The sequence below is a fragment of the Allobosea sp. 05T439 genome (genome assembly GCF_056396005.1).
The window spans coordinates 1-25,217 of record NZ_JBFTKP010000048.1 but is presented as its reverse complement, the minus strand read 5'-3'; the positions used below and the strand labels follow the sequence as shown (position 1 = coordinate 25,217).

The 25,217-nt window shown below is 63.7% G+C and carries 24 protein-coding genes; 15 read left to right on the top strand and 9 right to left on the bottom strand.

Translation table 11 applies throughout. The annotated features are described in order from the left end of the window. Window positions 1-12: 12 nt before the first annotated feature. From AC1DIO_RS31015 to AC1DIO_RS30990, 6 genes are read left to right on the top strand one after another with little or no spacing between them, the layout of a single operon-like run. Window positions 13-1,002: an NADPH:quinone oxidoreductase family protein gene (locus AC1DIO_RS31015; protein WP_476854589.1), complete on the top strand. Its 990-nt coding sequence runs from the start codon at window positions 13-15 to the stop codon at window positions 1,000-1,002. Next, window positions 999-1,439: a PaaI family thioesterase gene (locus AC1DIO_RS31010; RefSeq protein WP_441508606.1), complete on the top strand. Its 441-nt coding sequence runs from the start codon at window positions 999-1,001 to the stop codon at window positions 1,437-1,439. The genes AC1DIO_RS31015 and AC1DIO_RS31010 overlap by 4 nt, the downstream gene beginning before the upstream one ends. Next, window positions 1,432-2,637, top strand: a complete 1,206-nt coding sequence (locus AC1DIO_RS31005; RefSeq protein ID WP_476770377.1) for an acyl-CoA dehydrogenase family protein — start codon at window positions 1,432-1,434, stop codon at window positions 2,635-2,637. The genes AC1DIO_RS31010 and AC1DIO_RS31005 overlap by 8 nt, the downstream gene beginning before the upstream one ends. Before the next feature lie 10 nt (window positions 2,638-2,647). Further along, window positions 2,648-3,403: an SDR family NAD(P)-dependent oxidoreductase gene (locus AC1DIO_RS31000; protein ID WP_441508604.1), complete on the top strand. Its 756-nt coding sequence runs from the start codon at window positions 2,648-2,650 to the stop codon at window positions 3,401-3,403. An 8-nt stretch (window positions 3,404-3,411) separates the two neighbouring features. Continuing rightward, on the top strand, window positions 3,412-4,485 hold the full coding sequence (locus tag AC1DIO_RS30995; RefSeq protein WP_476854588.1) for a phosphotransferase family protein: 1,074 nt from the start codon (window positions 3,412-3,414) through the stop codon (window positions 4,483-4,485). A 13-nt stretch (window positions 4,486-4,498) separates the two neighbouring features. Then, window positions 4,499-5,287: an SDR family NAD(P)-dependent oxidoreductase gene (locus AC1DIO_RS30990; RefSeq protein WP_476854587.1), complete on the top strand. Its 789-nt coding sequence runs from the start codon at window positions 4,499-4,501 to the stop codon at window positions 5,285-5,287. Between the two features lie 177 nt (window positions 5,288-5,464). Here the strand turns inward: AC1DIO_RS30990 and AC1DIO_RS30985 are convergent, their stop codons facing one another. Genes AC1DIO_RS30985 through AC1DIO_RS30960 form a run of 6 tightly spaced genes read right to left on the bottom strand, consistent with a single transcriptional unit; the run spans window position 5,465 to window position 11,757 of the window. Then, window positions 5,465-6,265, bottom strand: a complete 801-nt coding sequence (locus AC1DIO_RS30985) for an enoyl-CoA hydratase/isomerase family protein (RefSeq protein WP_476775930.1) — start codon at window positions 6,263-6,265, stop codon at window positions 5,465-5,467. A 22-nt stretch (window positions 6,266-6,287) separates the two neighbouring features. Next, window positions 6,288-7,946 (bottom strand): AMP-binding protein, encoded by a 1,659-nt coding sequence (locus AC1DIO_RS30980; protein ID WP_476775929.1) that lies wholly within the window; start codon window positions 7,944-7,946, stop codon window positions 6,288-6,290. Window position 7,947: 1 nt separating this feature from the next. Further along, a complete protein-coding gene (locus AC1DIO_RS30975) occupies window positions 7,948-8,748 on the bottom strand; it encodes an ABC transporter permease (RefSeq protein WP_441508600.1) in 801 nt (266 codons plus the stop codon). Next, complete coding sequence (locus AC1DIO_RS30970; RefSeq protein ID WP_476775928.1) at window positions 8,745-9,593, bottom strand: ABC transporter permease; 849 nt, start codon at window positions 9,591-9,593, stop codon at window positions 8,745-8,747. The genes AC1DIO_RS30975 and AC1DIO_RS30970 overlap by 4 nt, the downstream gene beginning before the upstream one ends. Before the next feature lie 24 nt (window positions 9,594-9,617). Further along, entirely contained in the window at window positions 9,618-10,661 is a 1,044-nt protein-coding gene (locus AC1DIO_RS30965; protein WP_441493493.1) for an ABC transporter substrate-binding protein, read from the bottom strand. Between the two features lie 40 nt (window positions 10,662-10,701). Beyond that, window positions 10,702-11,757 carry an ABC transporter ATP-binding protein gene (locus tag AC1DIO_RS30960; RefSeq protein WP_441493494.1) on the bottom strand — a complete coding sequence of 352 codons (1,056 nt, stop codon included), beginning with the start codon at window positions 11,755-11,757 and terminating at the stop codon, window positions 10,702-10,704. Between the two features lie 135 nt (window positions 11,758-11,892). On the opposite strand from AC1DIO_RS30960, the gene AC1DIO_RS30955 reads away from it, so the two are divergent. Next, window positions 11,893-12,612 carry a TetR/AcrR family transcriptional regulator gene (locus AC1DIO_RS30955; protein ID WP_476854586.1) on the top strand — a complete coding sequence of 240 codons (720 nt, stop codon included), beginning with the start codon at window positions 11,893-11,895 and terminating at the stop codon, window positions 12,610-12,612. 10 nt (window positions 12,613-12,622) lie between these two features. Here AC1DIO_RS30955 and AC1DIO_RS30950 read toward each other — a convergent pair whose 3' ends face one another. After that, window positions 12,623-13,402, bottom strand: coding sequence for an IclR family transcriptional regulator (locus tag AC1DIO_RS30950; protein WP_441493496.1), 780 nt, complete (start codon window positions 13,400-13,402; stop codon window positions 12,623-12,625). Window positions 13,403-13,672: 270 nt separating this feature from the next. On the opposite strand from AC1DIO_RS30950, the gene AC1DIO_RS30945 reads away from it, so the two are divergent. From AC1DIO_RS30945 to AC1DIO_RS30910, 8 genes are all read left to right on the top strand, one after another. Beyond that, complete coding sequence (locus tag AC1DIO_RS30945; RefSeq protein ID WP_441493497.1) at window positions 13,673-14,575, top strand: amidohydrolase family protein; 903 nt, start codon at window positions 13,673-13,675, stop codon at window positions 14,573-14,575. Between the two features lie 12 nt (window positions 14,576-14,587). Beyond that, window positions 14,588-15,556 carry an ABC transporter permease gene (locus tag AC1DIO_RS30940; RefSeq protein ID WP_441508597.1) on the top strand — a complete coding sequence of 323 codons (969 nt, stop codon included), beginning with the start codon at window positions 14,588-14,590 and terminating at the stop codon, window positions 15,554-15,556. Between the two features lie 10 nt (window positions 15,557-15,566). Further along, a complete protein-coding gene (locus AC1DIO_RS30935) occupies window positions 15,567-16,469 on the top strand; it encodes an ABC transporter permease (RefSeq protein ID WP_441508596.1) in 903 nt (300 codons plus the stop codon). After that, entirely contained in the window at window positions 16,466-17,278 is an 813-nt protein-coding gene (locus AC1DIO_RS30930; protein WP_441508595.1) for an ABC transporter ATP-binding protein, read from the top strand. The genes AC1DIO_RS30935 and AC1DIO_RS30930 overlap by 4 nt, the downstream gene beginning before the upstream one ends. Continuing rightward, window positions 17,275-18,318 (top strand): oligopeptide/dipeptide ABC transporter ATP-binding protein, encoded by a 1,044-nt coding sequence (locus AC1DIO_RS30925; protein WP_441508594.1) that lies wholly within the window; start codon window positions 17,275-17,277, stop codon window positions 18,316-18,318. Before AC1DIO_RS30930 ends, AC1DIO_RS30925 begins: the two co-directional genes overlap by 4 nt. A gap of 41 nt (window positions 18,319-18,359) precedes the next feature. Continuing rightward, on the top strand, window positions 18,360-19,994 hold the full coding sequence (locus tag AC1DIO_RS30920; RefSeq protein WP_476775926.1) for an ABC transporter substrate-binding protein: 1,635 nt from the start codon (window positions 18,360-18,362) through the stop codon (window positions 19,992-19,994). 74 nt (window positions 19,995-20,068) lie between these two features. Continuing rightward, window positions 20,069-22,186: an acetate--CoA ligase family protein gene (locus AC1DIO_RS30915; protein ID WP_476854585.1), complete on the top strand. Its 2,118-nt coding sequence runs from the start codon at window positions 20,069-20,071 to the stop codon at window positions 22,184-22,186. Between the two features lie 319 nt (window positions 22,187-22,505). After that, window positions 22,506-23,240, top strand: a complete 735-nt coding sequence (locus tag AC1DIO_RS30910; protein ID WP_441508591.1) for a GntR family transcriptional regulator — start codon at window positions 22,506-22,508, stop codon at window positions 23,238-23,240. A gap of 4 nt (window positions 23,241-23,244) precedes the next feature. Here AC1DIO_RS30910 and AC1DIO_RS30905 read toward each other — a convergent pair whose 3' ends face one another. Both AC1DIO_RS30905 and AC1DIO_RS30900 read right to left on the bottom strand, forming a co-directional pair. Next, window positions 23,245-24,078, bottom strand: coding sequence for an amidohydrolase family protein (locus AC1DIO_RS30905; RefSeq protein ID WP_441508590.1), 834 nt, complete (start codon window positions 24,076-24,078; stop codon window positions 23,245-23,247). A 28-nt stretch (window positions 24,079-24,106) separates the two neighbouring features. Beyond that, window positions 24,107-24,946 carry an alpha/beta fold hydrolase gene (locus AC1DIO_RS30900; protein ID WP_441508589.1) on the bottom strand — a complete coding sequence of 280 codons (840 nt, stop codon included), beginning with the start codon at window positions 24,944-24,946 and terminating at the stop codon, window positions 24,107-24,109. Window positions 24,947-25,217 lie beyond the last annotated feature (271 nt).

Genomic DNA, 25,217 nt, shown 5'->3' with positions numbered 1-25,217 from the left:
AGGGAGAGAAAAATGCGCGCAGTCATCTGCAAGGCGTTTGGGCCGCTGGATGATCTCGTCGTCGAAGCGAAGGAATTAGGCGAGCCAGGGCCGGGCGAGGTGCGCGTCGCCATCGAGGCGGCGGGGGTCAATTTTCCCGACACGCTGATGGTCGAGGGCAAATACCAGGTCAAACCGCCGCTGCCCTTCACGCCCGGCACCGAGATCGCCGGCATCGTGCGCTCGGTCGGCGATGGCGTCACACATCTCGAGGTCGGCATGCCCGTCGTCGGCATGGTGGGCGTGGGTGCGTTCGCCGAGGAATGCGTGGTCAGTGCCGCACGGCTGATGAGGCGTCCCGCCAGCATGGACCCGGTCACGGCCGCCGGCTTTTCGATGACCTACGGCACCAGCATGCACGCTCTCAGGCAGCGGGCGCGGCTGCAGCCCGGAGAGACGCTTCTCGTCCTCGGTGCAAGTGGCGGCGTCGGCCTGGCCGCCGTCGAAATCGGCAAGGCGATGGGCGCAACCGTGATCGCAGCCGCAAGCAGTGCGGAAAAGCTGGAGGTGGCACGCGCGGCCGGCGCGGATCACCTGATCAACTACGCAACTGAATCGCTCCGGGACCGCGTCAAGGAGCTCACGGCCGACAAGGGCGTCGACGTGGTCTACGATCCGGTCGGCGGGGACTTTCTGGAGCAGGCCGTGCGCGTGACCGCGTGGGAGGGCCGCGTTCTGGTCGTCGGTTTCGCCGCGGGCACCATTCCGCGCATTCCTGCAAACCTTCTGCTGCTCAAGGGCTGCGCACTTGTGGGGGTCTTCTTCGGGACGTTCGCCGCGCGCAACCGGCAGGCCAACAAGGAGAATTTTGCCCAGCTCTTCACCTGGTTCGAAGAGGGCAAACTGAAGCCGCTGATCAGCCGGACGCTTGATCTCGCCGATACGGTCGAGGCGCTTCAGCTGCTCGCTGCGCGCAGCGCCATCGGCAAGATCGTCCTCACGACCGGCCGGGCCCTGTCGTGAGAGCCACGAGCTATGCCGATATCGGCATCTTTGGCGTGCTCGGGCTCGATCTCCAGGAGTCGGCGGTCGGTCACGTCAAGGGCGGACTTCAGATCGGCCCAGAACATCTCAATCGGATGGGCTACGTCCATGGTGGCGTGCTCTGCACGATGATCGACTTCGCCGCCTGCGCCTCCGGCCTGCATGCCGAAGAGGGGCAGGCGCCGCGTTTTGCCATCACCATATCGCTGACCACGCAATTCACCCGGCCGGTCCGGGCCGGATGGCTGTCGGTCGAGGGGCGGACGATCTCGGCCGGCAAGTCGAGCTTCACCGCCGAGGCCCATGTCTTCGACAGCGACGGCGAGCGCATCGCCCACGGCATTGGCACGTTCCGCTGGCGGCCGGGAAGCCAGCCCAATCCTTCCACCCAGCATGCGGACAAAGCAGATGTTTGAGCTCAGGGACATCCACAAGCCGCGCCTGGCGGCATTGCAGCGCTTCATGGACGAGCATGTCTATCCCAACGAGGCAGTCTTCGAGCGCCAGCACGCCGCGCTGCCATCGCGGTGGGGCACGCCACCGATCCTCGGCGAACTGCAGCAGCGGGCGCGTGCCGAAGGGCTGTGGAATCTGTTTCTGCCCGACACGCGCTACGGGGCAGGGCTCAACAACCTGGACTATGCCCATTTCTGTGAGGTGATGGGCCGTTCCGCCATCGCGCCCGAGATCTTCAATTGCTCGGCCCCCGACACCGGAAATATGGAGACGCTGGTTCTCTATGGCACGGAAGGCCAGAAGCGGGACTGGCTCGAGCCGCTGCTCGACGGGGCGATCCGCTCCTGCTTCTCGATGACCGAGCCGGATGTGGCCTCGTCGGACGCMACCAATATTCAAACCGAGATCAGGCGCGACGGCGACGACTACGTCATCAACGGACGTAAATGGTGGAGTTCGGGCGCGCTMAGCGAGCATTGCAAGATCGCGATCGTAATGGGCCGGAGCAATCCGGATGCGCCCAAGCATCAGCAGCAGTCGATGATCCTGGTGCCGCTCGATACGCCCGGGGTCACCGTGGAACGGGCGCTGACGGTCTACGGCTATGATCATGCGCCGCATGGCCATGCCGAGATTACTTTCGAGAATGTCCGTGTGCCGGCCACCAACATGCTGCTTGGCGAAGGGCGCGGCTTCGAGATCGCGCAGGGGCGGCTCGGGCCCGGCCGCATCCATCACTGCATGCGTTCGATCGGCCTGGCGGAACGGGCGCTGGAGGCAGCCTGCCGCCGTGCCCTGTCGCGGACGGCTTTTGGCAAGCTGCTGGCGGACCAGGGCGTCGTCCGTGACCAGATCGCACGCTCGCGCTGCGAGATCGAGGCGGCGCGGCTGCTCGTCCTGAAGGCCGCGCATATGATGGACACGGTCGGCAACAAGGCCGCCCGCCGCGAGATCGCGATGATCAAGGTGGTAGCGCCGAACATGGCCTGCGACGTCATCGATCGCGCGATCCAGATCCACGGGGCGGCTGGCGTCTCCCAGGACCATTTCCTCGCCGCCGCCTGGGTCAAGTCCCGCAGTCTGCGCTTCGCAGATGGCCCCGACGAGGTCCATCGCGACAGCATCGCCCGCATGGAACTGAAGGCCTACCGCAACTGAGGTGCAGGCAATGTTCGACGTCCAAGGAAAGGTCGCTCTGATCACGGGCTCGTCGCGTGGGATCGGCAAGGCAACCGCGCAGCAACTGGCGCACAGCGGTGCCCGGGTCGTGGTGTCCAGCCGAAAGCAGGACGCCTGCGACGCCGTGGCCGGGGAAATCCGGGCGAGCGGCGGCGAGGCCATCGCCAAAGCCTGCCATGTTGGCTCGCATGAGCAGCTGAAGGGGCTCGTCGACCACGTCCTGGAGGTCTGGGGCGGGATCGACATCCTGGTCTGCAACGCGGCGATCAATCCGGTCTACGGACCCTTGTCCACCCTGCCGGACGAGGCCTTCACCAAGATCATGGCGGTCAACGTGCAGAGCGCGATCTGGCTCAGCAACCTCGTCCTTCCGCAGATGGCCGATCGCGGCGGCGGCGCCGTCATCATGATGTCCTCGATCGCGGGCCTGCGCGGCACCGGAGTCATTGGCGCCTATGGCATGTCCAAGGCCGCGGAAGCGGCCCTGGCGCGCAATCTTGCCGTCGAATGGGGCCCCAAGGGGATCCGGGTCAACGCGATCGCGCCCGGCATCGTGCGCACCGACTTCGCGCGGGAGCTGGTGGAATCGCCCGAGCGGCGCGCGCAGATGGAGCAGCGCACTCCCTTGCGCCGCTTCGGCGAGGTCGAGGATATCGCCGGTATCGTGCATTTCCTGGCCAGCCCGGCATCCGCCTACATCACCGGCCAGGTCATCGTCGCCGATGGCGGCGAAACCGTCAGCTGAGGTGCATGATGACCGCTCCCGTGGCCACCCTTGTCGACGTGATCGAGAACCACCGTTTCGACGAGGGAGCGCTGGCCCGCTGGCTCGACGCCCATGTCCCCGGTTTCGGCGGCCCGATTTCGGTGCGCCAGTTCCAGGGCGGCCAATCCAATCCCACCTTCCTGATCTMTGCGCCTGATCGACGCTGCGTGCTRCGCAAGAAGCCTCCGGGAAAGCTGCTGCCGAAAGCGCATCAGGTCGAGCGCGAGTTCCGGATCATCAGGGCGCTGGCGGGGACAGCGGTTGCTGTTCCGCAGGCATTGGCGCTTGGCGAAGACGCCGAGGTGATCGGGACAGCCTTCTACGTCATGGATTTCGTCGACGGGCGTCAGTTTGACAGCCTGGCGCTTCCCGACCTGCCGCGCGACGACCGCGCTTCGCTCAATTTCGCCGCCGTCGATACCCTGGCGGCGCTGCATGCGGTGGTTCCCGAGGATGTCGGGCTAGGAGATTTCGGTCCCTCCGGCGGCTATGTCGCGCGTCAGGTCGAGCGCTGGACCAAGCAGTATCGTTCCTCCTCGGAGGCCGGCGAGATCGCCGACCTGACCTGGCTCGCCGATTGGCTGCGCGAGCATTGCGGCGTGGCCGATGAAACCACGATCGTGCATGGCGACTACCGGATCGGCAATCTCTGCTACCGCCGCGATGGCCCGCAGGTGTCGGCKGTGCTCGACTGGGAACTGTCCACGCTCGGCCACCCGCTCAGCGATCTCGCCTATTACTGCATGCCCTATCATATCAGCCCGACCGTCGCGGGCGGACGGGGGCTATCGGGGCTCGATTTCAAAGAGCTCGGCATCCCCCGCGAAGACCAGGTGATCGCGCATTACTGTCGGGCGAGCGGCCGTGCCTCGCTGCCGGACTGGCACGTCTTCCTGGCGCTCTCCTTCTTCCGTCTGTCGGCGATCCTGCACGGCGTGATGGCCCGCTCCGTGCTGGGCAATGCCAGCGATGCGAACGCGGCCGAGGTTGCACAGCGCGCCGGGATGCTGGCCGAACTGGGTCGGCAGGTGGCCCTGTCCGGCACGAACAACCGATACTGAGACGAGGCGAGGGATGACCATGCGTTTCAAGGACCAGCTCTGCATTGTGACCGGAGCGGCCAGCGGTATCGGCCGGGCCACCGCACAGCGTTTCGCCGCTGAGGGCGCGCTCCTCGTCCTGGTCGATCGGAACGAGGCGGAGCTCGCAAACGTCGTGGCCGACCTGCCGCGGGCCCGGGACCATTCCGTCGCGGTGCTGGATATCGCTGACCAGGACGCGGTCTCCGCATGTGTGTCCCGCGCACTGGAGCGGCATGGGCGTATCGACGTTCTCTGCAACAATGCCGGCATGGCGAGTTCCAAGGGGAGCGCGCTCGAGCAGGATCTCGCGGAATGGGACCGGGTGATGCAGGTCAATGTCTTTGGCGCGATGCTGTTCATGAAGCATGCCGGCGCGGCCATGGTCGCGGCCCGTCGCGGCGCGATCGTCAACACCGCCTCCGTGGCCGGGATCAGGGCTGGTGCGGGCGGGAATGCCTATAGCGCTTCGAAGGCTGCCGTCATCAACATGACCCAGACGGCCGCCTGCGATTTCGGCGCCTATGGCGTCAGGGTGAACGCCGTATGTCCCGGCCTGATCGAGACGGGAATGACCAGGCCGATCTTCGAGAAGGCGCGCGAACTCGGGAAGGAGGACTGGCTGGGCGCACGCTGCGAATTGCGCCGCTATGGCCATCCCGAGGAGGTTGCCCGCGTGATCGCCTTCCTGGCCAGCGAGGACGCGAGCTATGTCACGGGCCAGGCTCTCGCCGTCGATGGCGGCAACACCGCCTCCCTCAATCTCCCCGGCATGAAGGTCTAAGGCGTCGGCTCGAAAAGTCGATTGTGGTTTTAAGGAAACTCGATCCAGACACGGAAGTGCTGGATCTCTGACCGGATATGACAACCGATCCGAGATCTAGCCGACGCTCCAGGGCAGGGAGCAGAGCCGCCCGGCGGGGCGGCCCCGCTCCGAGCGGCTCGCTGTGGCGCGCCTTGCTCAGTTCTTGCCCTTGTAGAGAAAGGCATCGACCTTCTCTTCGCCGTTATAGGCCAAGCGCTGCATGCGGTAGAGGTTCTTCACGTAGTCGAGCGCGTCCTGGCGAGACATGTCCATGCAGCGCATCGAGGCCTCCATCTCGATCCGCAACGCGAGTTGAGGGTGGCGTGCGATGCGCGCGGCATATTCCTCGGCCTTCGCCAGAACCTGGTCCGAAGGGACCACCGCATTGACGAGGTTCGCCCGCAGCGCGTCCTGCGCCGAGAGCGGGTCGCCCGTCAGCAGCATTTCCATCGCGATCGTATGCGGCACATACCGAGACAACCGGGTCGAGCCGCCCGCCCCACCCATGCCGTAGGCGATCTCGGGGAAGCCGAACTTGGCATCCTCCGACGCCACGCGGATATCTGTGAGATGGCTGAGATAGATCATGCCCTGGCCGTAGCAATAGCCGCGCACCGCGCCGACGATCGGCTTGAATCGGTTCAGCGAGAGCACTTCGCGCGACCAGGTGAACGTGTCCGGCTCGCCCTCCGCGATCCGGTGCTTCGGGGCAAGGTAATAGGCGAGTTCGTCCTTGGGCGTCGCGAACTTGGCGTAGTCGTTCTTGATGTCGTCGCCGGCCGAGAAGGCCCGGTCTCCGGCGCCCTGCAGAATGCCGACCCGCACCTCGTCGTCGGCGAGGAATTCGAGCATCATATGATAGAATTGCTTGTGCATCGCCGGCGTCATCGGGTTCACCGATCCGTTGCGGATGGTGAAGTATCCGATCTTGCCGACACGCTCGTATTCGAAAGGCATGAGATCTATCCCTTAGATATAATCAGAACCACTGATTGGTGACGCGGTCGAAGCTGCCGACGCGAAGGTCGGTTTTTTCGGCAATGAGCTTTTGCTTGGCGATCTTCTCGGACGGCGTCTTCGGAAGCGCGTCGCGATACTCGACGTAACGAGGTGTCTTGAACGGGGCGAGCCGGCTCTTGCAGTGCTCGAAGATCATTTCGGGCGAGGCCTCGGCTTCCGAAACGCCGGGCTGCAAGACGATATAGGCCTTCACTTCTTCGCCGCGCGCTGCATCCTTCACGCCGACGACGGCGGCTTCGAGAACCTGCGGCATTTCGGTCAGCGCAGCTTCGACTTCGCGGGCGGCGATATTCTCGCCGCTTCTGCGGATCATGTCCTTCAAGCGCCCGACGATGTAGTGGAAACCTTCGGCGTCGCGCCAGAACAGGTCCCCGGTGCGGAACCAATCCCCCCTGAAAGAGGCTTCGTTCGCTTCCGGCTTGCGATAATAGCCCAGCATGATGCCCGGCCCGCGGATGCAAAGCTCGCCAACCTCGCCAGCGGGCAGGACATTGCCCTCGGGGTCGGTGATCTGTACCTCGCGGAAGGGCGCGACCATCCCGCAGGAGCCGGAGCCGACCATGTGATAGGCCTCTCGCGGCAGGAAAAGCGCCGATCCGACCTCGGTCATCCCGAAGGATTCCCGGGCGATCGTGTTGTAGCGCCGCTCGAAGTCGGCGTGCTTTTCCTTGTTGAAGCCGAAGATCGAAACGCGCTTCAGCTCATTGTCGGCGTCGGATGGCTTGGGTGCCTGCTGATAGACGATCTCGGGAAAGAGGCAGTAATGGATCTTGTATGTCCTGACCCAATCCATGAAGCGCGTCGCGCTTGCACGGCGGGCGACGAAGATCTGGCCGCCGACACGCATCGCCATCAAGGTCAGCCACTGCGGATCCATGTAGAAGAAGGGTTGAGCCGCCAGGATATTCCTGGAATTCTCGGCGTCGCCGCCTCGCATCGCGGCCACCAGGGAAATGGTGAGCCAGTATCGGTGCGTCAGCATGCAGCCTTTCGGGAATCCGGTCGTGCCGGACGTGTACTGGATGTTGACGAGGTCATCGAGCGCGGGTTGTGGCAGGTCCGCGGGGAGGGCGGGCGGTTTCCGCTCGATCCGGGCATATCGATCCGACGCATCGGAAGCGGCCCCGACGACAAGAACGTTGGAATTCCGTAACGGTGCCTCCGCACTCAGCGCCTCGTAGGAGGGCAGGCAGTCCGCATGGATGACGAGATACGTCGCCTGCGAGTCCGTGAGCACATAGTCGAGCTCTCGGCCGGTATAGCCGATATTGACCGGCACCATGACGGCCCCGAGTTTTGCCAGGGCAAGCCAGGTGAGGGGAAACGCCGGGATGTTGGGAAGCATGACGGCGACATGAGCGCCTTTGCGCACGCCCGCCGCATAGAGGCCCGCCGCAGCCTGTTCGATCGCCGACCTGGCTTCGGCATAGGTTGCGACGCCGCCCTCGCTCTCCTCGAAGAACGTCCAGAGGGTCTTGTCGCCGTTCACCGAGGCCCGCTCGTCGACGAACGAGCCGATGTTCTGCGCCAGCGGCGCCGCCTCGATAGTGCTCCTCATATGATCGACGAGAGGCTTGAGCTCGGACCAATCGCTGGGGCTGCTGTTGTTTTGCTGCATGTCAGGCCTCGGACACTGAATTCGACTGGTATCGGCGTTCATTCCGGCGGCGAACGATCTCACCCACGGTCATCGCGACGATGCTGAGAAGAGTGAGCATGACCGCGACGGCAGGCACTGTCGGATCGAGCTTGAGGCTGAGATCGTTCCAGATGCGCACGGGAAGCGTCTGCAATCCGCCGGAGATGAAGAGCGTGATGATCAGCTCATCGAAGGACGCGAAGAAGGCCAGGATCGCCGAAGCAAACATCGCTGGCGCTAGGTAAGGCAGGGTCGTGTGCAGGAACGCCCGGATGGGGCTCGCGCCAAGGACACGCGCTGCCCGCTCGATCGTCATGTCGTATCTGCGAAGGCTGCCCGACACGATCATCACGACATAGGGCAGGGCGATCAGCGCATGAACCAATGTCAGCGCGTAGATATTGTTCACCAGCTGCCAGCGCAGGAACACGATGTAGAGCGCAAGGGCGATAACCACCGATGGGATGATGAGGGGCGCGATGAAGATGGCACTCAGCAGGCCTTTTCCGCGAAAATCCGTACGAACGAGCGCGACCGACGCCAGGGTCCCGAAGAGCAGGCTGAGGATTGTCGCACCGACCCCGATCCTGAGGCTCGCGAGCGTGGCGTCGACCCAACTCTGATCGACGAAGAATTCCCTGTACCAGCGCAGGGACAGCGACTTCGGCGGGAATTCGAGGAACTGGCTGTCGGTCAGCGAAATCGGAACGAGGAAGAACAGCGGCAGCAGCAGAAAGCTGGCGACGAGGACAAAATACGCGGTCAGGACGGCCCGGGTCATCGTGCGAGCCCTCCGGTCGCGAATTCGGAGCGTTTCCGCGTGAGGGCCCAGTAAGCCAGAAGACAGGAGAAGGTCGCCGCCAGCAGCGTCGAAGCCATCACCGCCGCCAGGTCCCATTTCAGCGTCTTGTGAACCTGGAGATCGATGAGATTGGCGATGAGGAGACTTGTGCGGCCGCCCAGCAGCGTCGGCGTGACATAGAAGCCGAGGCAGAGGATGAAGCAGATGATGCCACCCGTCGCCGCTCCACTCACGCTGAGGGGAAAGACCACCTTCCAGAAGGCCTGCCTTGGCGATGCACCCAGGGATCGGGCCGCTTTCACGAGATCCCGCTCGACATCGAGTATCGAGGTCAGGCAGGTCAGGATCACGATCGGCAGCAGGATCTGAACCATTCCGATGTGAACGGCGATGGGCGTATAGAGCAGCTGAATGGGCTCCGCCGTCAGGCCAAGGGCGGCAAGCGCTTTGTTAAGAATGCCTTCGCGCCCGAGCAGGATGATCCAGGTGTAGGTCCTGACCAGGATGCTGATCCAGAACGGTAGGAGGATCAGATAGGTCGCCAGCACCCGCTTGCGCGGCGAGAGCTCCGCCATGAAGTAAGCCATGGGGTAGCCCATGACGAGGCAGATCACCGTCACAGTCGCGGCGGTGACGAACGTCCTCTGCAGGACGATGATGGAAAGCTGCGAATTATAGACCTGTCGCAGCGCCTCGGCCGTGAAAGCCGTTCCATCGTGTACGGTCAGCTTCAGGACGCCGAATACCGGAAAGACGAAGAGAAGCGCTGCCAGCAACGTCGCTGGCGCGAGCAAAAGCGTGGTTTTCGTCCACCGGAGTTTCATGATGCAGCCAGGTTCMCGAGTGGCTCAGATCAGCAGCCATTCGTTCCAGCGTGTTGAGACCGCGTCGAGATTCTCTGCCCACCAGGCACTGTTGAACTCGAACTGCACCGCCGCGTTTTCGGGCGAGGTCGGCAGGGTCGCTGCGAAGGCTGGGTCCAGCAATTCCATCATTCCCGGCACGAAGCCGGGGTAGGGGACCTGCTTCACGAATGCCGCCGATGCCGCAGGGTCCATGCGAGCCTTCATGAAGCGCATCGCCTCGGTGGGGTGCTTCGCGCCCTTTGGAATGGCGAGGAAGGAGAGCATCAGGGCTCCGCCCTTGAAGGTGATGTCGACGGGCTTGCCCTCGTTCCTCAGGGGGGTGATGCGGCCGTTCCAGCATGAAGTCATGCTGACCTCGCCGTCGATCAGCAACTGGACGTGCTGGGCTCCGTTGGTCCACCAGACCGGGATATGGGGCTTGAGCTGGTCGAGCTTCTTGAAGGCGCGGTCGACGTCGAGCGGATAGAGCTTGTCGAGCGGAACGCCATCGGCAAGCAGGGCGAATTCGAGGTTGCCCTTGGGCGAATTTTCCAGCGAGCGCGGGCCCGGGAAAGCTTTGACGTCCCAGAAATCGGCCCAGGATTGCGGCGTCTTGCCGTTGCCGAATTTGTCGGTCCTGAAAGCGATCACGGTTGAATAAGAGGCCCGGACCATCGCAGTCGGCTGCTTTGCGATGGCCGGCAGCTTGTTGTCGGGATCGATGATCGAATAGTCGATCTTTGCAAGCCATCCGGCTTTGGTTGCGGTCACGACGTCGTCGCCGTTCAGCTCGGTCAGATCCCACTCGACATTGCCGGACTCGACCATGGCCTTGAGCTTGGGAAGGCTCACGGGTGCTGTCGGCCTGACCTTGATTCCCGTCTCCCTGGTGAAAGGCTCTTCGAAGATCTTCGTGATCATCGTGGCGAGCGCCCCGCCGGAGCCGTTGACGACGATGGTCACGTCCTGAGCGAAAGAGGGTTTGAACGCGAAAACGCCGGCAAGTGCACCTGTGGCGATTCCGAAAGCTCTTCTGGTCATCGTCATGATCGATAGTCCCCTGAGTTTTTTTGGTGGTCTGGGAAGCTCAACCCGTGAGCGAGACGAGGTCAGCGACGTTGAGATCGAAGCTGATCGGCGTGCCCAGCGGCAGCACGTCCTGTCCTGGCCTGCGTGGCTCGATGGCCGAGATGTCCTTGCCGTCCGCAGCGCGCAGCACGTAGCGGACGGAATTGCCGAAGAAGACGGCCTCCGCGAGGGTGGCCCGATGCGCGCCGGCGGCATCTTGGCGGATCTGGATGAGCTCCGGCCGGATTGACGCGAAGCTGGCCGCCGAGAGATGCGCGACATTCCCGGACACGCGGCCAAGCCCTTCGAGCATGACGGACGCTGGCGCGGCGCCCTCGACCTTGAGGATGTTGTTTGCACCCACGAATTCCGCGACGAAGCGTGATTGCGGCTTGTCGTAGAGCTCTTCCGGAGGGCCGATCTGCAGGACCTGGCCCTTGTCCATGACCGCCAGCCGGTCGGAGAGCGTCAGCGCCTCGCCTTGATCATGGGTGACATAGATGACGGTACACCCGATCTGGCGCTGGTATTCCTTGATCTCGAGCTGGAGTGTCTCTCGCAGCTTCAGATCAAGGGCGCCCAGCGGCTCGTCCATCAACAGCACCCGGGGCTCGAACACGACCGCGCGTGCAAAGGCCACGCGTTGCTTCTGGCCCCCGGACAGTTCGTGCGGCATGCGGTTCGCTAGTGTGTCCAGCCGCACCATCTGGAGCGCCTTCTCCGAGCGCCGCCGGGCTTCGGCCCGCGGCACGCCGCGCATCTCGAGGGGAAAGGAAATGTTGCGGATGACATTGCGATGGGGAAAGAGCGAATAGCTCTGGAACACCATGCCGATGTCGCGCTTCTCCGTCGGCAGCTTCGTGATCGGCACTCCGTCGATGAGAATTTCACCGCTGTCGATATCCGTGAAGCCTGCCAGCGCGTTGAGGGCGGTCGTCTTTCCAGAGCCGCTCGCCCCGAGCAGGGTCATGAACTCCCCGCGCTCGACATGCATCGAGAAGCTCTCCAGCGCGACGAACTTTCCATACGTCTTTCGAACGCTTCTGAAATCGATCGTCGCTCCGGTCGAACTCATTTGATCCGGCTCCGAATGAGAGGCATATTTGAAAAGTGACGATAGTGTCATTTTTTGTCAAGCGCGCTATGCTGGTATTGAGATTGCGGCGCGATTGAGTGTGCTGTCAGAAGCGATAGTGAGAAGGGCGGGCCCTTGTTGTTGGAAAACGTAAATTTCGATTACGTGGATTACCTGGAGAAACGCTTGGCTGCCGCGCAAAGCGAGAAGAAGATCATTCGCACTGAGCTGCAGCTCGAGCTGGCAACCGCGCGCCTTCTCAGAGAAAAAAACTATCACGCAATTTCGGTTGATCTCATTGCGGCGACCGCTGGTGTCGCGCACKGGACGTTTTACCGGTATTTCGCAGCCAAACGCGATGTCGTTGCTAAGACTATCGCCGATTATTTCATGTTCGTGCGCGCATCGCGCCACCCAATTGCCCGTGATGCGTCGCAATACGAAGCAATCCACCAGGCCAACCTGCACTATGTCGAATGCTTCCGTCGCAATGTCGGACTCATGCGTTGCCATTTCCGGCTCAAGGACGAGGACGAGCTGATCGCCGAGGTTGGCCGTAGCGCCGACAACGCCATGGTGGAGCGCGTCCTCGCCAGGCTGCGCCGCGAAGGACAGCTCGAGCTGTGGGATGCTGAAAAACTCAAACTGACCATCTTCTGCCTGATCGGAATGGTCGATGAGCTGTTGTTGAAGATCTACGGGCAGACCCAGCCTTCGCTCGCTGGGTTTCAAGCCAAGCCCCAACTCGTGGCGAGCACCCTATCCGATATGTGGTTCTCGACGATCTACGGTTCGCAATCGCTCGAGCGCATTGCGCCGGGGGCGAGTTTGCCAAGGCTACGCCAGGTCGACTGAGTGATCGCCGTCAACTCGGCATGATATAGCTCAGCTGATTGCGAATATTCGCAGCCAGCGAAATCAAGCGGGGTGCGACCTCGTCCTCGATCTGGTTGGGGCTGAGCCGGAACACAGGCACCCGGCAGTTCATGCCGAAGCAATCGCCGTTGGCGTCCCGGATCAGCGGCACGCCAGCGGAATGGGTGCCCGGAATCCAGACGCCCTTGGCCACAGAAAACCCCCGGCTGCGGCAATCGATGACGCCCTGCAGGAAGGATTCGGAGTATTTCGTCCAGAGTTCGGGCGAGCGACGCTTCATTTCTTCGAGCTTCAGCTTGAGTTCGTCCTCTGACAGGAGGGAGCCGAGCGCATGACCGATCGTGGCCGGCAGCAGCGGCCCGATCGTGCCGAGGTCGGGCGAGGTCCAGATGTTCTCGTTCACCCGCGAGGTCTCGAGATAGACGAAGTTGGTTCGGTCGATCGTGCCGATCGAGACGGTCCCTCCGAGGTCCTGAGCCAGCTTCTGCATCGAGGGCCGCGCGATGTGCAGCAGCTTCAGGTTGACCAGCAGCGGGTTGACCAGCATGAGCGCGCGCCAGCTCAGCCGGAACTTGGATTTCTCCTGCCTGAGGTAGCCCATTCTTTCCAGCGTATAGGTCAAACGTGCGACCGTGGAACGGTTGATCCCCGATTCCTTCGCGATCTCGCCATTGCTCATCAATGTGCGATTCGGACGAAAAGTCTCCAGAACAGCCAGTCCCTTGACGAGAGTTGTTGCGATGTCGGGATCGTCTGCGGGGATCTTCAAGAATTTCTCCATCTATGTAGTTGGCTTCGTTCGTATTATTTCGATCGATTATTGTTTGATAATTACCGGATGCGCTTGATGAGCGGGTTTGAGAGCCTCGACCTGCCCCGGCGTTGTCGGGGTGAGAATTGGCCTCTTTGGCTCAAATGTCAAGATAGTGAACATTTCTGGAAGAAATTAATCACTCTCTTGACTCACCCCCGAAGCGAGCGCTCAATTGTCGAAGGCGGGTGGATATCTGCGCCTGCACTCGTCACGGAGAAAATGTGAATGAGCCGCGTGATCGACATGGAACTGAGCTTGCCTCATAGCGAGGCGAATCCGGATCTGGAGCGCATCTCGCGAGGACGGCCGGGCACGCCCTTCGCCCAGTCGCTGCCGCGGCCCGAGGGCTACGGATTCGCCAATTACGGGAATGTCTTCAGGAGCAAAGAGGCGGCTCCGAAGAAGGGGGAGGCTGACGACGGCGGTCTCGTGCGGCTGGTCGAGGATATGGACCGTGCCGGTATCGCGCGGGGATTGCTGGTCGGCGCCGAGAACAGTGCGACGGGCCGGATTCACCAGGCCCATCCCGGCCGCTTCTTCCTGTTCACGACATTCGATCCCTTCGACGGCATGCGGGCGGTTCGCGAATTCGAGCGGCTGGTCAAGGAGGAGGGCGCAAACGGCCTGCGCCTGTCGGCGCTCTATAACGGCGTGCCGGCCAATGATCGCCGCTACTATCCGCTCTACGCGAAGGCAGCCGAGCTCGACGTCCCGGTCCGCATCTACACGGCGATGAACTACGCCAATGACCGGCCCTATGATCTCGGGCATCCGCGCTATCTCGATGATGTCGCCATCGACTTCCCCGAGCTCAGGATCGTGGCGGGCCTCGCCGGCTGGCCCTGGGTGAACGAGATGGTCGGGCTGCTCCGCCGGCACCCGCGGCTCTATGTCGACACGGCGGCCCACCATCCCCGGTATTTCAGCCAGCCCGGTTCCGGGTGGGAGCAGTTCCTTCAGTTCGGCAACACGCTGCTCCAGGACAAGGTCATGGTCGGGTTGTCGCGCTACCTGTTCGGGACCTCTTTCGAGAGCATCATCGAGCAGTACAAGCAGCTGCCGCTCAAGGAAAAGGTCATCGAGAAATGGCTGTACGGCAACGCCGCTGAATTCTTCCGGCTGAACTGAGGGCGGGGTCCGATGCTTCGCTTCGTCGGCCGGCGGGCGCTCTACGCAATCCCTCTGCTCCTGGCGATCATCATCCTGATGTTCTCCATGCTGCACATGATCCCGGGGGATCCGGTGCAGGCCCTCGTCGGCGACTACCCCGTTCCGCCGGCGTATCGGCAGGCGATCGAAGAGAAGTATCGCCTGAACGACCCCTTCCTCGTTCAGGTCGGCAATTATCTCCTCAATGTCGCGCAGGGCGATTTCGGTTTCTCCTATCAGAACCAGCGCGGGGTCCTCGACCTCATCCTCGAACGGGCGCCCCGCACGATCCTGCTCGCATCGGTCAGCTTCGCCCTGGCGATTCCGCTCGGCATGGCGATCGGCATCGCGGCGGGAACGACACGCCGGCCGGGCGTCGACAAGTTCTGGACGACCACCGCCCTGATCGCCTACGCGATCCCGACTTTCTGGCTCGGCCAGCTCCTGGTGATGCTGTTCGCACTCCGGCTCGGCTGGTTTCCGACCCAGGGCATCGGCCCCCTGATCAGCCGCACGCATGGTGTCGCCTGGCTCTTCGAAAAGCTGCGCTATCTCGCGCTGCCGGTCCTTGCCTTCGGCATCCACGAGGGCATGCGGATCGCGCGGATCATGCGCGCCAGCGTCATCGACACGCTGTCGCAAGGCTACATCATCACCGCACGCTCCAAGGGCCTGAGCCGCGGGCAGATCATCCGCAACCACGTGATGCGCAATTCGAGCCTGCCCCTGGTCACGATCGCCGGCTATGCCTTCGGCTCCGCGCTCGGCGGCGCCGTCCTGCTCGAAACGGTCTTCACCTGGCCGGGCCTTGGCCTGCTGCTCGTCGACTCGATCCGGCTCAGGGACAACATGACGGTTGTCGGTGTCGTGATCTTCTCGGCCGTCGCCGTCGTCGCCATGAACCTGATCGTCGATCTCCTCTACGCGGCGCTGGACCCGCGCATCAGAACCATGCGGTGAGGTCGAAGCCATGTCAGACAGCAAAACCGCCATGGCGCCGGCATCCGGCAACGGCATCCCGGTCGGGAGCTGGCAGGCCCATGTCGCCAATCTCTTCGGAACGCGTCACGGCGCGCTCGGAGCAGGCATCCTCATCGTCCTGGTGATCGTGGCGACCGCTGCTCCGCTGATTGCACCCTACAATCCGTTGGAGCAGACCCAGTTGAGTCTCGCGCCGCCATCGTCCCAGTTCCTGTTCGGCACTGACAATATCGGCCGGGACGTGTTCTCGCTCGTCGTCCATGGCAGCCGCTCGTCCCTGCTCGTCGGGCTCGGGGCGGCGCTGGCCGCACTGCTCGTCGGMGGCACTCTCGGGGTCCTGGCCGGCTATTTCCAGGGCCCGGTCGAGGCGGCGCTGATGCGGCTGGTGGAGTTGTTCCAGACCCTTCCCGTCATCATTCTCGTGCTCTGTGCCGTCGCGCTGTTCGGCTCCAATTTCTGGCTCCTGATCGCGGCGGTGGCGCTGGCGATCTGGCCGATGGAGGCCCGCCTCGTCTACGGCCAGTACATCAAGCTTCGCGACCGCGAATTCATTGCTGCCGCCCGCGTCGCCGACCTCTCGACGGCCCACATCATGTTCCGCGAGATCCTGCCCAACGCGATGCAGCCGATCATCGTGCAGGTCGCGCTCGACGCGAGCATCGCCATCCTGATCGAGGCCGGGCTCGGTTTCCTCGGCCTCTCCGATCCGAGCAGGGTGAGCTGGGGCCGGTTGCTCTTCGTCGCGCAGGACTACATGGACAGCGCCTGGTGGATGAGCCTGTTTCCCGGCGCAGCCATCTGCATCACCGTGGTCGGCCTCAATCTCTTTGCCGACGGGCTGAACGAGGTCATCGATCCGCGCAGCACGAACGGGATGGGAGGGCTGCAATGAGCGCATCGCTTCTTCTCGACGTGCGCGACCTGAAGGTCCATCTGCGTCTCGGCCACAAGGTCGTGAAGGCGATCGACGGGGTCGATTTCCAGGTCGGCCGGGGCGAATGCGTCGGCATCGTCGGCGAATCCGGTTCGGGCAAGAGCACGATGGCGCGAGCCGTGACACGCCTGATGCCGAACGTGAACATCGAGGAACTGAGCGGCAGGCTTGCCTTCGAGGGCCGCGATATCCTTGCGATGGACGACGGCGACCTGCGGGCCCTGCGCCGCGGGCGCGGCTTCTCGATGATCTTCCAGGATCCGCTCGGCTATCTCAACCCGACGCAGCGGATCGGCCGGCAGATCCACGAGGCGCTCTCCCGGGATGCAGGGCGCGGCTCCGACAAGACCCGCGTTCTCACCCTTCTGGACGAAGTAGGTCTACCCGACCCGGCCAATCTCGCTCGTCGCTACCCGCATGAACTTTCGGGCGGCATGCGCCAGCGCGTGATGATCGCGATCGCGCTGGCCAGCGATCCTCAGCTTCTCTTTGCCGACGAACCGACGACGGCCCTCGACGCGACCGTGCAGCTGCAGGTCCTGCAGACGCTCTACAGGCTGCACAAGGAGCGCAACATGGCGATGGCCATCATCACGCACGACCTCGGTGTCGTCGCCGAGCTTTGCGATCGGGTCTACGTGATGCGCGCCGGCAAGGTGATCGAGAGCGCCGAGACCATCGCGCTCTTCGAGCAGCCCCAGCACGACTATTCCCGGCGCCTGATCGATCTCAGCACGCGCCGGCTGACGCGGGAGCTTCAGTCATGACCGCTCCGATCATGCGAATGACTCGCGTCGAACAGCTCTACACCAGCCGCAACGCCAACGGACCCGGCTGGAACACGGTTCGGGCGGTCGATGGCGTCGATCTTGACGTCAACGAGGGTGAGACCCTGGCGATCGTTGGTGAATCCGGCTCCGGCAAGAGCACCTTGGCGAAGCTGCTGCTGATGCTGAACCGTCCGACGGCGGGCGACGTGCAGTTTCGCGGCACCTCGCTGGCTTCGCTCGGCACCTCCGCCAGGCAGGCGTTCCGACGCCAGGTCCAGGCCGTGTTTCAGGACCCGGCCTCGTCACTGAACCCCCGCATGACGGTCGAGCGCATGCTCGGCTACATCGTTCAGCGCCATGAGCTTGCTACGCTGCGCGAGACGCGGGCCTTTCTCGCCGGCCATCTTGCCGCGGTCGGCCTTAACCCCCCGGACCACTATCTCGACCGCTATCCGCACCAGCTCTCAGGCGGGCAGCAGCAGCGCATCGCGATTGCGCGGGCGATGATGCTTCGGCCCGCGATCATCATCGCCGACGAACCGCTGTCGAGCCTCGACGTCTCGGTCCAGGCCCAGGTCCTGCAGCTGATGCGGGATCTGCACAAGGCGACCAATGTCGGCTTCGTGGTGATCAGCCACGATCTCGGAGCGATGGAGTCGATCGCCGACCGGACCGCCGTGATGTATCGCGGCCGGATCGTCGAGATCGGCCGCTCGATCTACGAGCGCCCCTTCCATCCCTATACCCGGCTGTTGCTCGATGCGCGGCTTTCGCTCGATCCACGCCGTGGCCGGATCCGCAGCCTGAGCGCGACACAAGTGCGAGCGGATATGCCTGAGCCCATGCAGGGCGGCTGCCGGTTCCGCCACCGCTGCCCCTTTGCGATCGAAATCTGCGCGACGGCCGACCCCGCGCTGAAACCGGTCGGCCAGACCGGAACCTTTGTGGCCTGTCACCGCGCGGACGAAATCGGCGCGTCATCGCGTCCGGCAGGTGTGGCCCCCGTAGAGAGGACGCCGAGGCCCGTCGAGATCTGATTCAGGGACTACCCAGAAAAGCCAAAGGGAGAGAGCACATCATGGACACGGCTAAACGAGGCGATGCGTGGACGATGCAGAGGCTGGGCGCGATCTCACTGCTTGCGGGAGCGTCGAGCCTTCTGCTCTCCGCCGGAGCCCAGGCGGACGATGGCAAGCCCGTCCCGGGTGGCACGGTCATCGCCGCGCTGAATTCTACGACAATTCCGAATCTGAACACCCAGATGACATCGTCGGTCCCGGCGCTGTTCGCCGCTGATGTCTGGGCGGACGGGCTGATGACCTATGACCGCGAAGCCAATCGCGTTCCGCGCCTGGCAAGGAGCTGGACCATTTCCGAGGACGGCAAGACCTACACCTTCAACCTCCGCGAGGGCGTGAAGTGGTCGGACGGCAAGCCGTTCTCTGCCGCCGACGTGGTCTTCACGCTGGAGAATTTCGGCAAGTTCAACACCTATCTCACCAAGCTCATGCCGCTGGTCGAGAAGGCCTCGGCTCCCGACGACAAGACCTTCGTCCTGACGCTCAAGCAGCCGCTGACCGCGACGCTCGATCTGTTCGACAAGGAAGTGTTTCCGCTGATGCCGAAGCACGTCTACGAGGGCAAGGACATCGCCACTCACCCAGCCAATATCGCTCCGGTGGGCCTTGGCCCGTTCAAGTTCGACAAATGGGTCAGCGGCCAGTCGATCACCTTCGTGCGCAACCCGCACTATTGGGAGGCGCCCAAGCCCTATCTCGACTCGGTGATCTTCGCGCTCATCCCGAACCCGCAGCAGCGCCTCAACGCCATCGTCAACGGCGAGGTCAACTGGTTCCGGCCCGAGGTGGTACAGGTCCCGGCGACGCAGCAGGCGGCGAAGCGGGGCTCGTTCCGTGTCGTGCCGATCGTCACCAACGCGCCAGAAACTGCMGTCATCGACTTCAATCTGCGGCGTTCGCCGATGAACAACGTCAAGGTCCGGCAGGCGCTGTTCCACGCCATCGATCGCCAGCGGATCGTAAGGGATGTCTACCAGGGGCTGGCCGAGACCGCCAAGAACGCCATCCCGACGCAGTTCAAGAACCTGCATGACCCGTCGGTCAACTATGACACGATGTATGCCTATGATCCGAAGCGCGCCGCCCAATTGCTCGACGAGGCCGGATTTCCGCTGAAGGACGGCAAGCGCTTCGCGCTCGAGCTGGCCGTGATTTCGGCCGCTCCCTACGACGCGGTGGCGCAGGTCGTGCAGGCGCAGTGGACGGCGCTCGGCATCGACGTGAAGCTCAGCGCGCTCGATCAGCAGATCTGGACCAACAAGGTCTATACCCAGCATGATTTCGATGCGTCGATCATCTCGCTGACCGGACGCTCGAACCCGGTTCTCGGCGTCGACCGCAGCTTCGTCTGCAATGAGACCAGCGTCCCCTACGCCAACCCGACGAGCTACTGTAATCCCGAGTTCGACAAGGTCGCGGCCAATGCGGCTTCGGCGCCGGCGGATCAGCAGAAGGCGCACTACAAGATCTATGCCGAGATCATCGCGCGCGATCTGAACCAGCTTGCGCTGACGAATTCGCGCGTCTTCGAGGCCGTGACGAACAATTTCAAGAACTTGGACGCTCAGTTCAACTTCTCGTTCAACACCCATCCGAACTGGGCGGAAGCCTGGCTCCCGAAAGACAAGCAGTAACTTCCGTCGGACACAGCGCCCGCAGCCGCCGATGGCGGCTGCGACGGCACATCGCTATCGAAGGACATATCGCCTTGCATATCGACGTCACCCCCATGGTCAGGCCACGCTCGGTGGCCATTATCGGCGCCTCGGCGAAGCGCGTCACGCAGGGCAACGTGGTCATCAGCAATCTGAAATCATGGGGCTACACGGGGGAGATCCTCCCGATCCATCCCCAGGCCGATCAGATCGAAGGTCTGCGCGCCGTCAACTCGGTTGCCGAGATCCGCGCGGAGACTGACCTTGCGATCATTGCCATTCCCGCAGCGCATGTGCCGGGCATGTTGCAGGAACTCGAGTCGAGTTCCGTACGCTCGGCGATCGTCTTCACCAACGGATTCTCGCATGACGAGGAGAGGGCAATTCGTGCATTCGGCGCCCAGAGCCGCATCGTCTTGCACGGCCCCAACTGCATGGGGCTGGTCAATTTCACCGACTCGATCCCGCTCTACCCATCCAGGCCGTCGCTGCGCCTGAGGCCCGGCAACGTCGCGCTGGTGGCCCAATCCGGATCGGCGGCGATCTCGGTGATGAACTCGACGGTCATCGGGCTTTCCAAGGTCGTGACCGTCGGCAGCGAGTTCCAGGTTGCGGCCGCAGATTATGTGCGCTGGTTTGCGGACGACGATGAGACACGGGTCATCGGGGTGGTCGCGGAGTCAATCAAGTCTCCCCGTGCGCTCGCCGAGGCCGCCGAATGCGTTCATGCCGCGGGCAAGTCCCTGGTGGTGCTCAAGGTTGGTCGCTCGGATGTCGGCGTTGCGGCCACCCAGGCCCATACGGGGGCTCTGGTGAGTGATCGCGACGCCTATGACAGCTTCTTTCGGGAGACCAATATCGCGACGGTCGCGGATTATGACGAGCTCATCGCGGCGCTCGAATGCTCGGCGGTGGCGCGGCGCATGGTCCGGGGAGCAAGCATCGGCATCGTCGGCATTTCCGGCGGTCAGACCGCCCTGGCCTGCGATGTTGCGGAACTGCAGGGCGTAATTGTTGCGGCCTACAGCGCGACGACCGGGCAACGCTTGCGTGCTGCCTTGCCGGGAACGGCCGGCAACAATCCGGTCGATTTCGGAGCGACGGTCAATGTTGAGGACCGCAATACGCCTGAGGCCATGAAGGCGGTTCTCGGTGACGAGAATGTCGGTGCCGTCGTCGCCCTTCAGGATACGCAGGAGAGCCTTAACCCTGCGACGCTGCAGAATTACATGAATGTGCTCGGCGTCTATGCCGAGGCCGGCAAGGCGAGTGAAACACCGCTGGTCGTGATCTCGCCGACTTCGGAGAATGTCGATCCGGGCGTTCGTTCGATGCTGGCCGATCACGGTGTGCCGCTGCTGCGCGGGCTTCACGCCGGACTTCGCGCCGTCGGCAATCTCGCGCTCGGCAAGCCGGGGCCCGCCGGCTCCTGGGCGCGCCAGCGCAGCGCCGCGCGGACGCCGTTCAACAAGGAGGTCGCCAGCCTGAGGCGCGAGATCGAGCAATGCTCGGGCACTCTCGATGCCGAACTGTCATTCCGGCTGCTGCGCGCCTACGGCATCCCTCTGGTCAAATCGATCGTGGTGAAGGACGAAGGCGAAGCGGTCGCCCGTATCGGCGAGCTCGGATTTCCCATGGTGGTCAAGGTCGCATCCCKGGACGTGCAGCACCGGTCGGATGTTGGCGGCGTCGTGCTGGACGTCCGCGATGAGGACGGCTTGCGCCGCGCGATCGCGACCATTGCCGAGAATGTCGGCAGGGCGCTGCCGGCTGCGACGATCGACGGCTATGAATTGCAGGAGCAGCTTGTCGACGGTGTCGAGGCCATGGCTGGATTCACGGCTGCGCCGCCATTTGGCCAGATGATCGTCCTGGGCAGTGGCGGCACGCTGGTCGAGCTCCTGGCCGATCGAGCGGTCGCGCTTGCGCCGCTCGATCACGAGCAGGCAGGTGCGATGCTCCGCCGGACCAAGCTCGACCGCATATTGGGAGGGTATCGCAATTTGATGCCCCAAACGGACACGAGCCATCTGGTCGATCTCGCGGTGAAGCTCTCGCAACTCGCTAGCGATTTCGAGGGCTTGCTGGCGGCATGCGATCTGAATCCGGTTCTCATCCGAAAAGGTTCGGGTGAGGTTCGCGTTGTCGATGCACTCTTCGTTCGTGGCTGACAGCAATTGTGACGGCAGCGCCTGATCGGTTGCGGCGAGGCGGCGTCAGGCCTCCCGCCTGCGCCGGTCGGGCCGAGGCATCGGTGCGCTCGCCGCCAAGACTTGGTGCGGATGCCGAAACCCGGCAGAGGGATCGCCGTATGCGCGTGCCATGCAGGGTGCGCCGGGGGGGACACCGATCAGCGTTCCGTATTCCGGTGCGCTTCCTGCGAGAATCTTGGCCGTAGATGTTTTTCCTCCCAGCTTGAGGTTGTTAGGCTGTAGGCATCATCAGATGGTGGGACGTCCGCCCTGACAGGCCCGAGTACGGAATAAGGACATGCTGCAGAATACTGACGAGCGTTTGCCGTTGCATGCGCGCCTGCGCGATGCCCTCGCGTCCCGCATCGCATCGCTTGAATGGGAAGCGGGCCAGACCATCCCCTCCGAACAGGTTCTGACCAGGGAATACGGCGTCTCGACCAACACGGTGCGCAAGGCCGTGGAGCAACTCATGCGCGAGGGCTTGCTGGAGCGCCGGCAGGGCAGCGGCACCTTTGTGCGGCGCCCCTCATTCGATGGCAGCCTGTTTCGCTGGTTCAATTTCAAGGATGCGGGGGCACATGCCGGCAAGACCGTGCCGGAGAGCCGTCTGCTCAAGCGCGAGATCATCGAACCTGATGCGGAGGTGGCGGCGGCACTGCGACTGCCGCCGGGCGCACAGGTCCTGAAGGTGCTGCGGCTGCGGCTTTGGGCCGGCGAGCCGGCCATCTCGGAAGATCTGTTCCTGCCCTTGCCTCGCTTTGCCCGGTTTGCGGACCTGCCGGAGGCGGAGATCGGGCCGCTGCTCTACCCGGTCTATGAGCGCGAGTTCGGGCAGGTGGTCGCGGCCGTCGAGGATGAACTCTCGCTGGGCCACGCCGATGCGACCAGGGCCGCACTGCTGAATGTGCCAGTGGGCGACCCGATCATCGTCGTCGAGCGAACCTCCATGGATGCCAATGGCGCGCCGATCGACTGGCGCCGCGCCTATGGCCGGGGAGATCGCTTTCGCTACAAGGTGCGCTTGACCTGAGGGCTCAGGTCGCGGAGACCCGGTAGAGGGCAAGGCCGTTATCCCAGAAGGCGCGGCCGGCGAGGTCAGCCCCCAGCACCTTTTCGACGAGGTCGATATCGGCAGGCTGGAACGGGCGCTCGGCGCGTGTCGAGGGCAGGTCGGTGCCAAACACCAGCGCGCTCGGATTTCTGGCGGCAATCCGTTCGAGCGCCTTGGCAATATCGAGCTTGGCCCGGCCAAAACCGGTGGCCTTCACCTTCGCGCCCGCGTCGACGAGATCGAGCACGACAGGCAGGCCCGCTTCGGTCATGCCGAGATGGTCGATGACGATCTGCGGCAGCTTGGTGAGCTTGTCGACATAGGGACCGAGCGCTGCCGCATCGGCATAGATTTCGGCGTGCCACTGGCCGGCTGCGTGGGCCCTGGTCGCCAGCGACATCAGGTCGTCGACGCTGTCGATGCGGCCGCGGAACATGTTGAAGCGCAGCGCCCGGACACCCAGCGTGCTCAGCCGCGCGATCTCTCCGTCGGCAATCGTGTTCGGCACCTGCGTGACGCCGACCCAGCCCTTGCCCAGCTTCGCCAGGGTGCTCTCGAGATAGGTCTGGTCGAAGCCGTGGAACGAGCCGGATACGATCGCTCCGGCGCGGACGCCGAGCGGCTGGGTGGCTGCCTGGTACTCGCTGAGAGGGTAGTGCGGTGGCGTATAGCCTTGATTGGGTACGATCGGGAAAGCGTGATCGATGATGTGACAGTGGGAATCGAAGATGCGGCGCGCACTGGCCCGGACCGCGCCGGCCCCCAGCGTCATCGCTGCAGCGCTTCCCCATAAGAAATGGCGGCGATTCATCGTCATGGCGTTTCCTCCAGCATGATTTTCTTGTTCAGTTCACCTGCGCCGCGGCCGGGTGCCGGGCGATTGCCAGGATTTCCCTCGCCACGACGTCAGGCTTTTCGACCGGGGCGAAATGCTTGGCATCGGGGATGATCACCAATCGCGCATCCGCGATTGCCTCTGCGAGCTGCTCGGCCATGGCGAGCGGTGTCGCGTGGTCGAACTCGCCGACCAGGATGGTCGTGGGGCAGTGGATGGCCTTCAGGGCTGGGCGCAGATCGGTCTCGCCCAGCATGGCGCAGCTATCGGCATAGCAATGCAGGTCGTTGGCCTGGAACACGGCCAGGCAGTCCTCGACGATCTCGGGGCTGCTCGCCCGGAAGCAGTCGCTGAACCAGCGTGCCAGCTGGAAGTCGATATGCGTGCCCATGCCGTCGCGCAGCGCGCGTTCGCCGCGCTCGCGCCAGGCCGGCAAGGCCTGGTGGCCGTAGGTCGCCGTCGTGTCGGCCAGCACGAGGCCCGATACGCGCTGCGGAAAACCGGCGGCGACCGCCTGGGCCACGCAGCCGCCCATCGAGCAGCCAACGACCGTAGCCTCCTCCCAGCCGAGTTCGTCGAGGACGGCGATGCAATCGGCCGCCATCATCTCGCAGCTATAGGGGCCGCGCCGCCGCTCGGACGCGCCATGGCCACGGCAATCGAGCGCCACGACTGTCGCTTCCTGGTCGATCGCCGCCGCGACGCCGCGCCATTGCCGCCAGCTCATGGCGAGGGCGTGGATCAGGAGGATGCGCGGCGCGCCAGGAAATCCTGCCTGCATCAGAGTGGCGTTGATCGCGCAACCGTCCGCCGCCCGTGCAGCGATCTGGGCACCTTCGATACTGAACATCAGGATGCTTCCGCTATTGAGGCTTGAGACCGGACAGGGTCACGATCTCGCGCCAGCGCGGCAGATCACGCGCCATGGCAGCGCTGAACTCGGCAGGGCCGGCGCCGACGAACTMGAAGCCATAGCACATTGGGAAGAGGCTCGACCGTTGCCTGACGGCGCGCGAAGCCTTGCGTAGCGCAGCGCGCCGTCACGGCGGTCATGGCCGGCCAGAAGGTCTCTAAAGTGAGGTTGTCGAGACAACACTTTGGAGCGAGGCCAACCATGACCA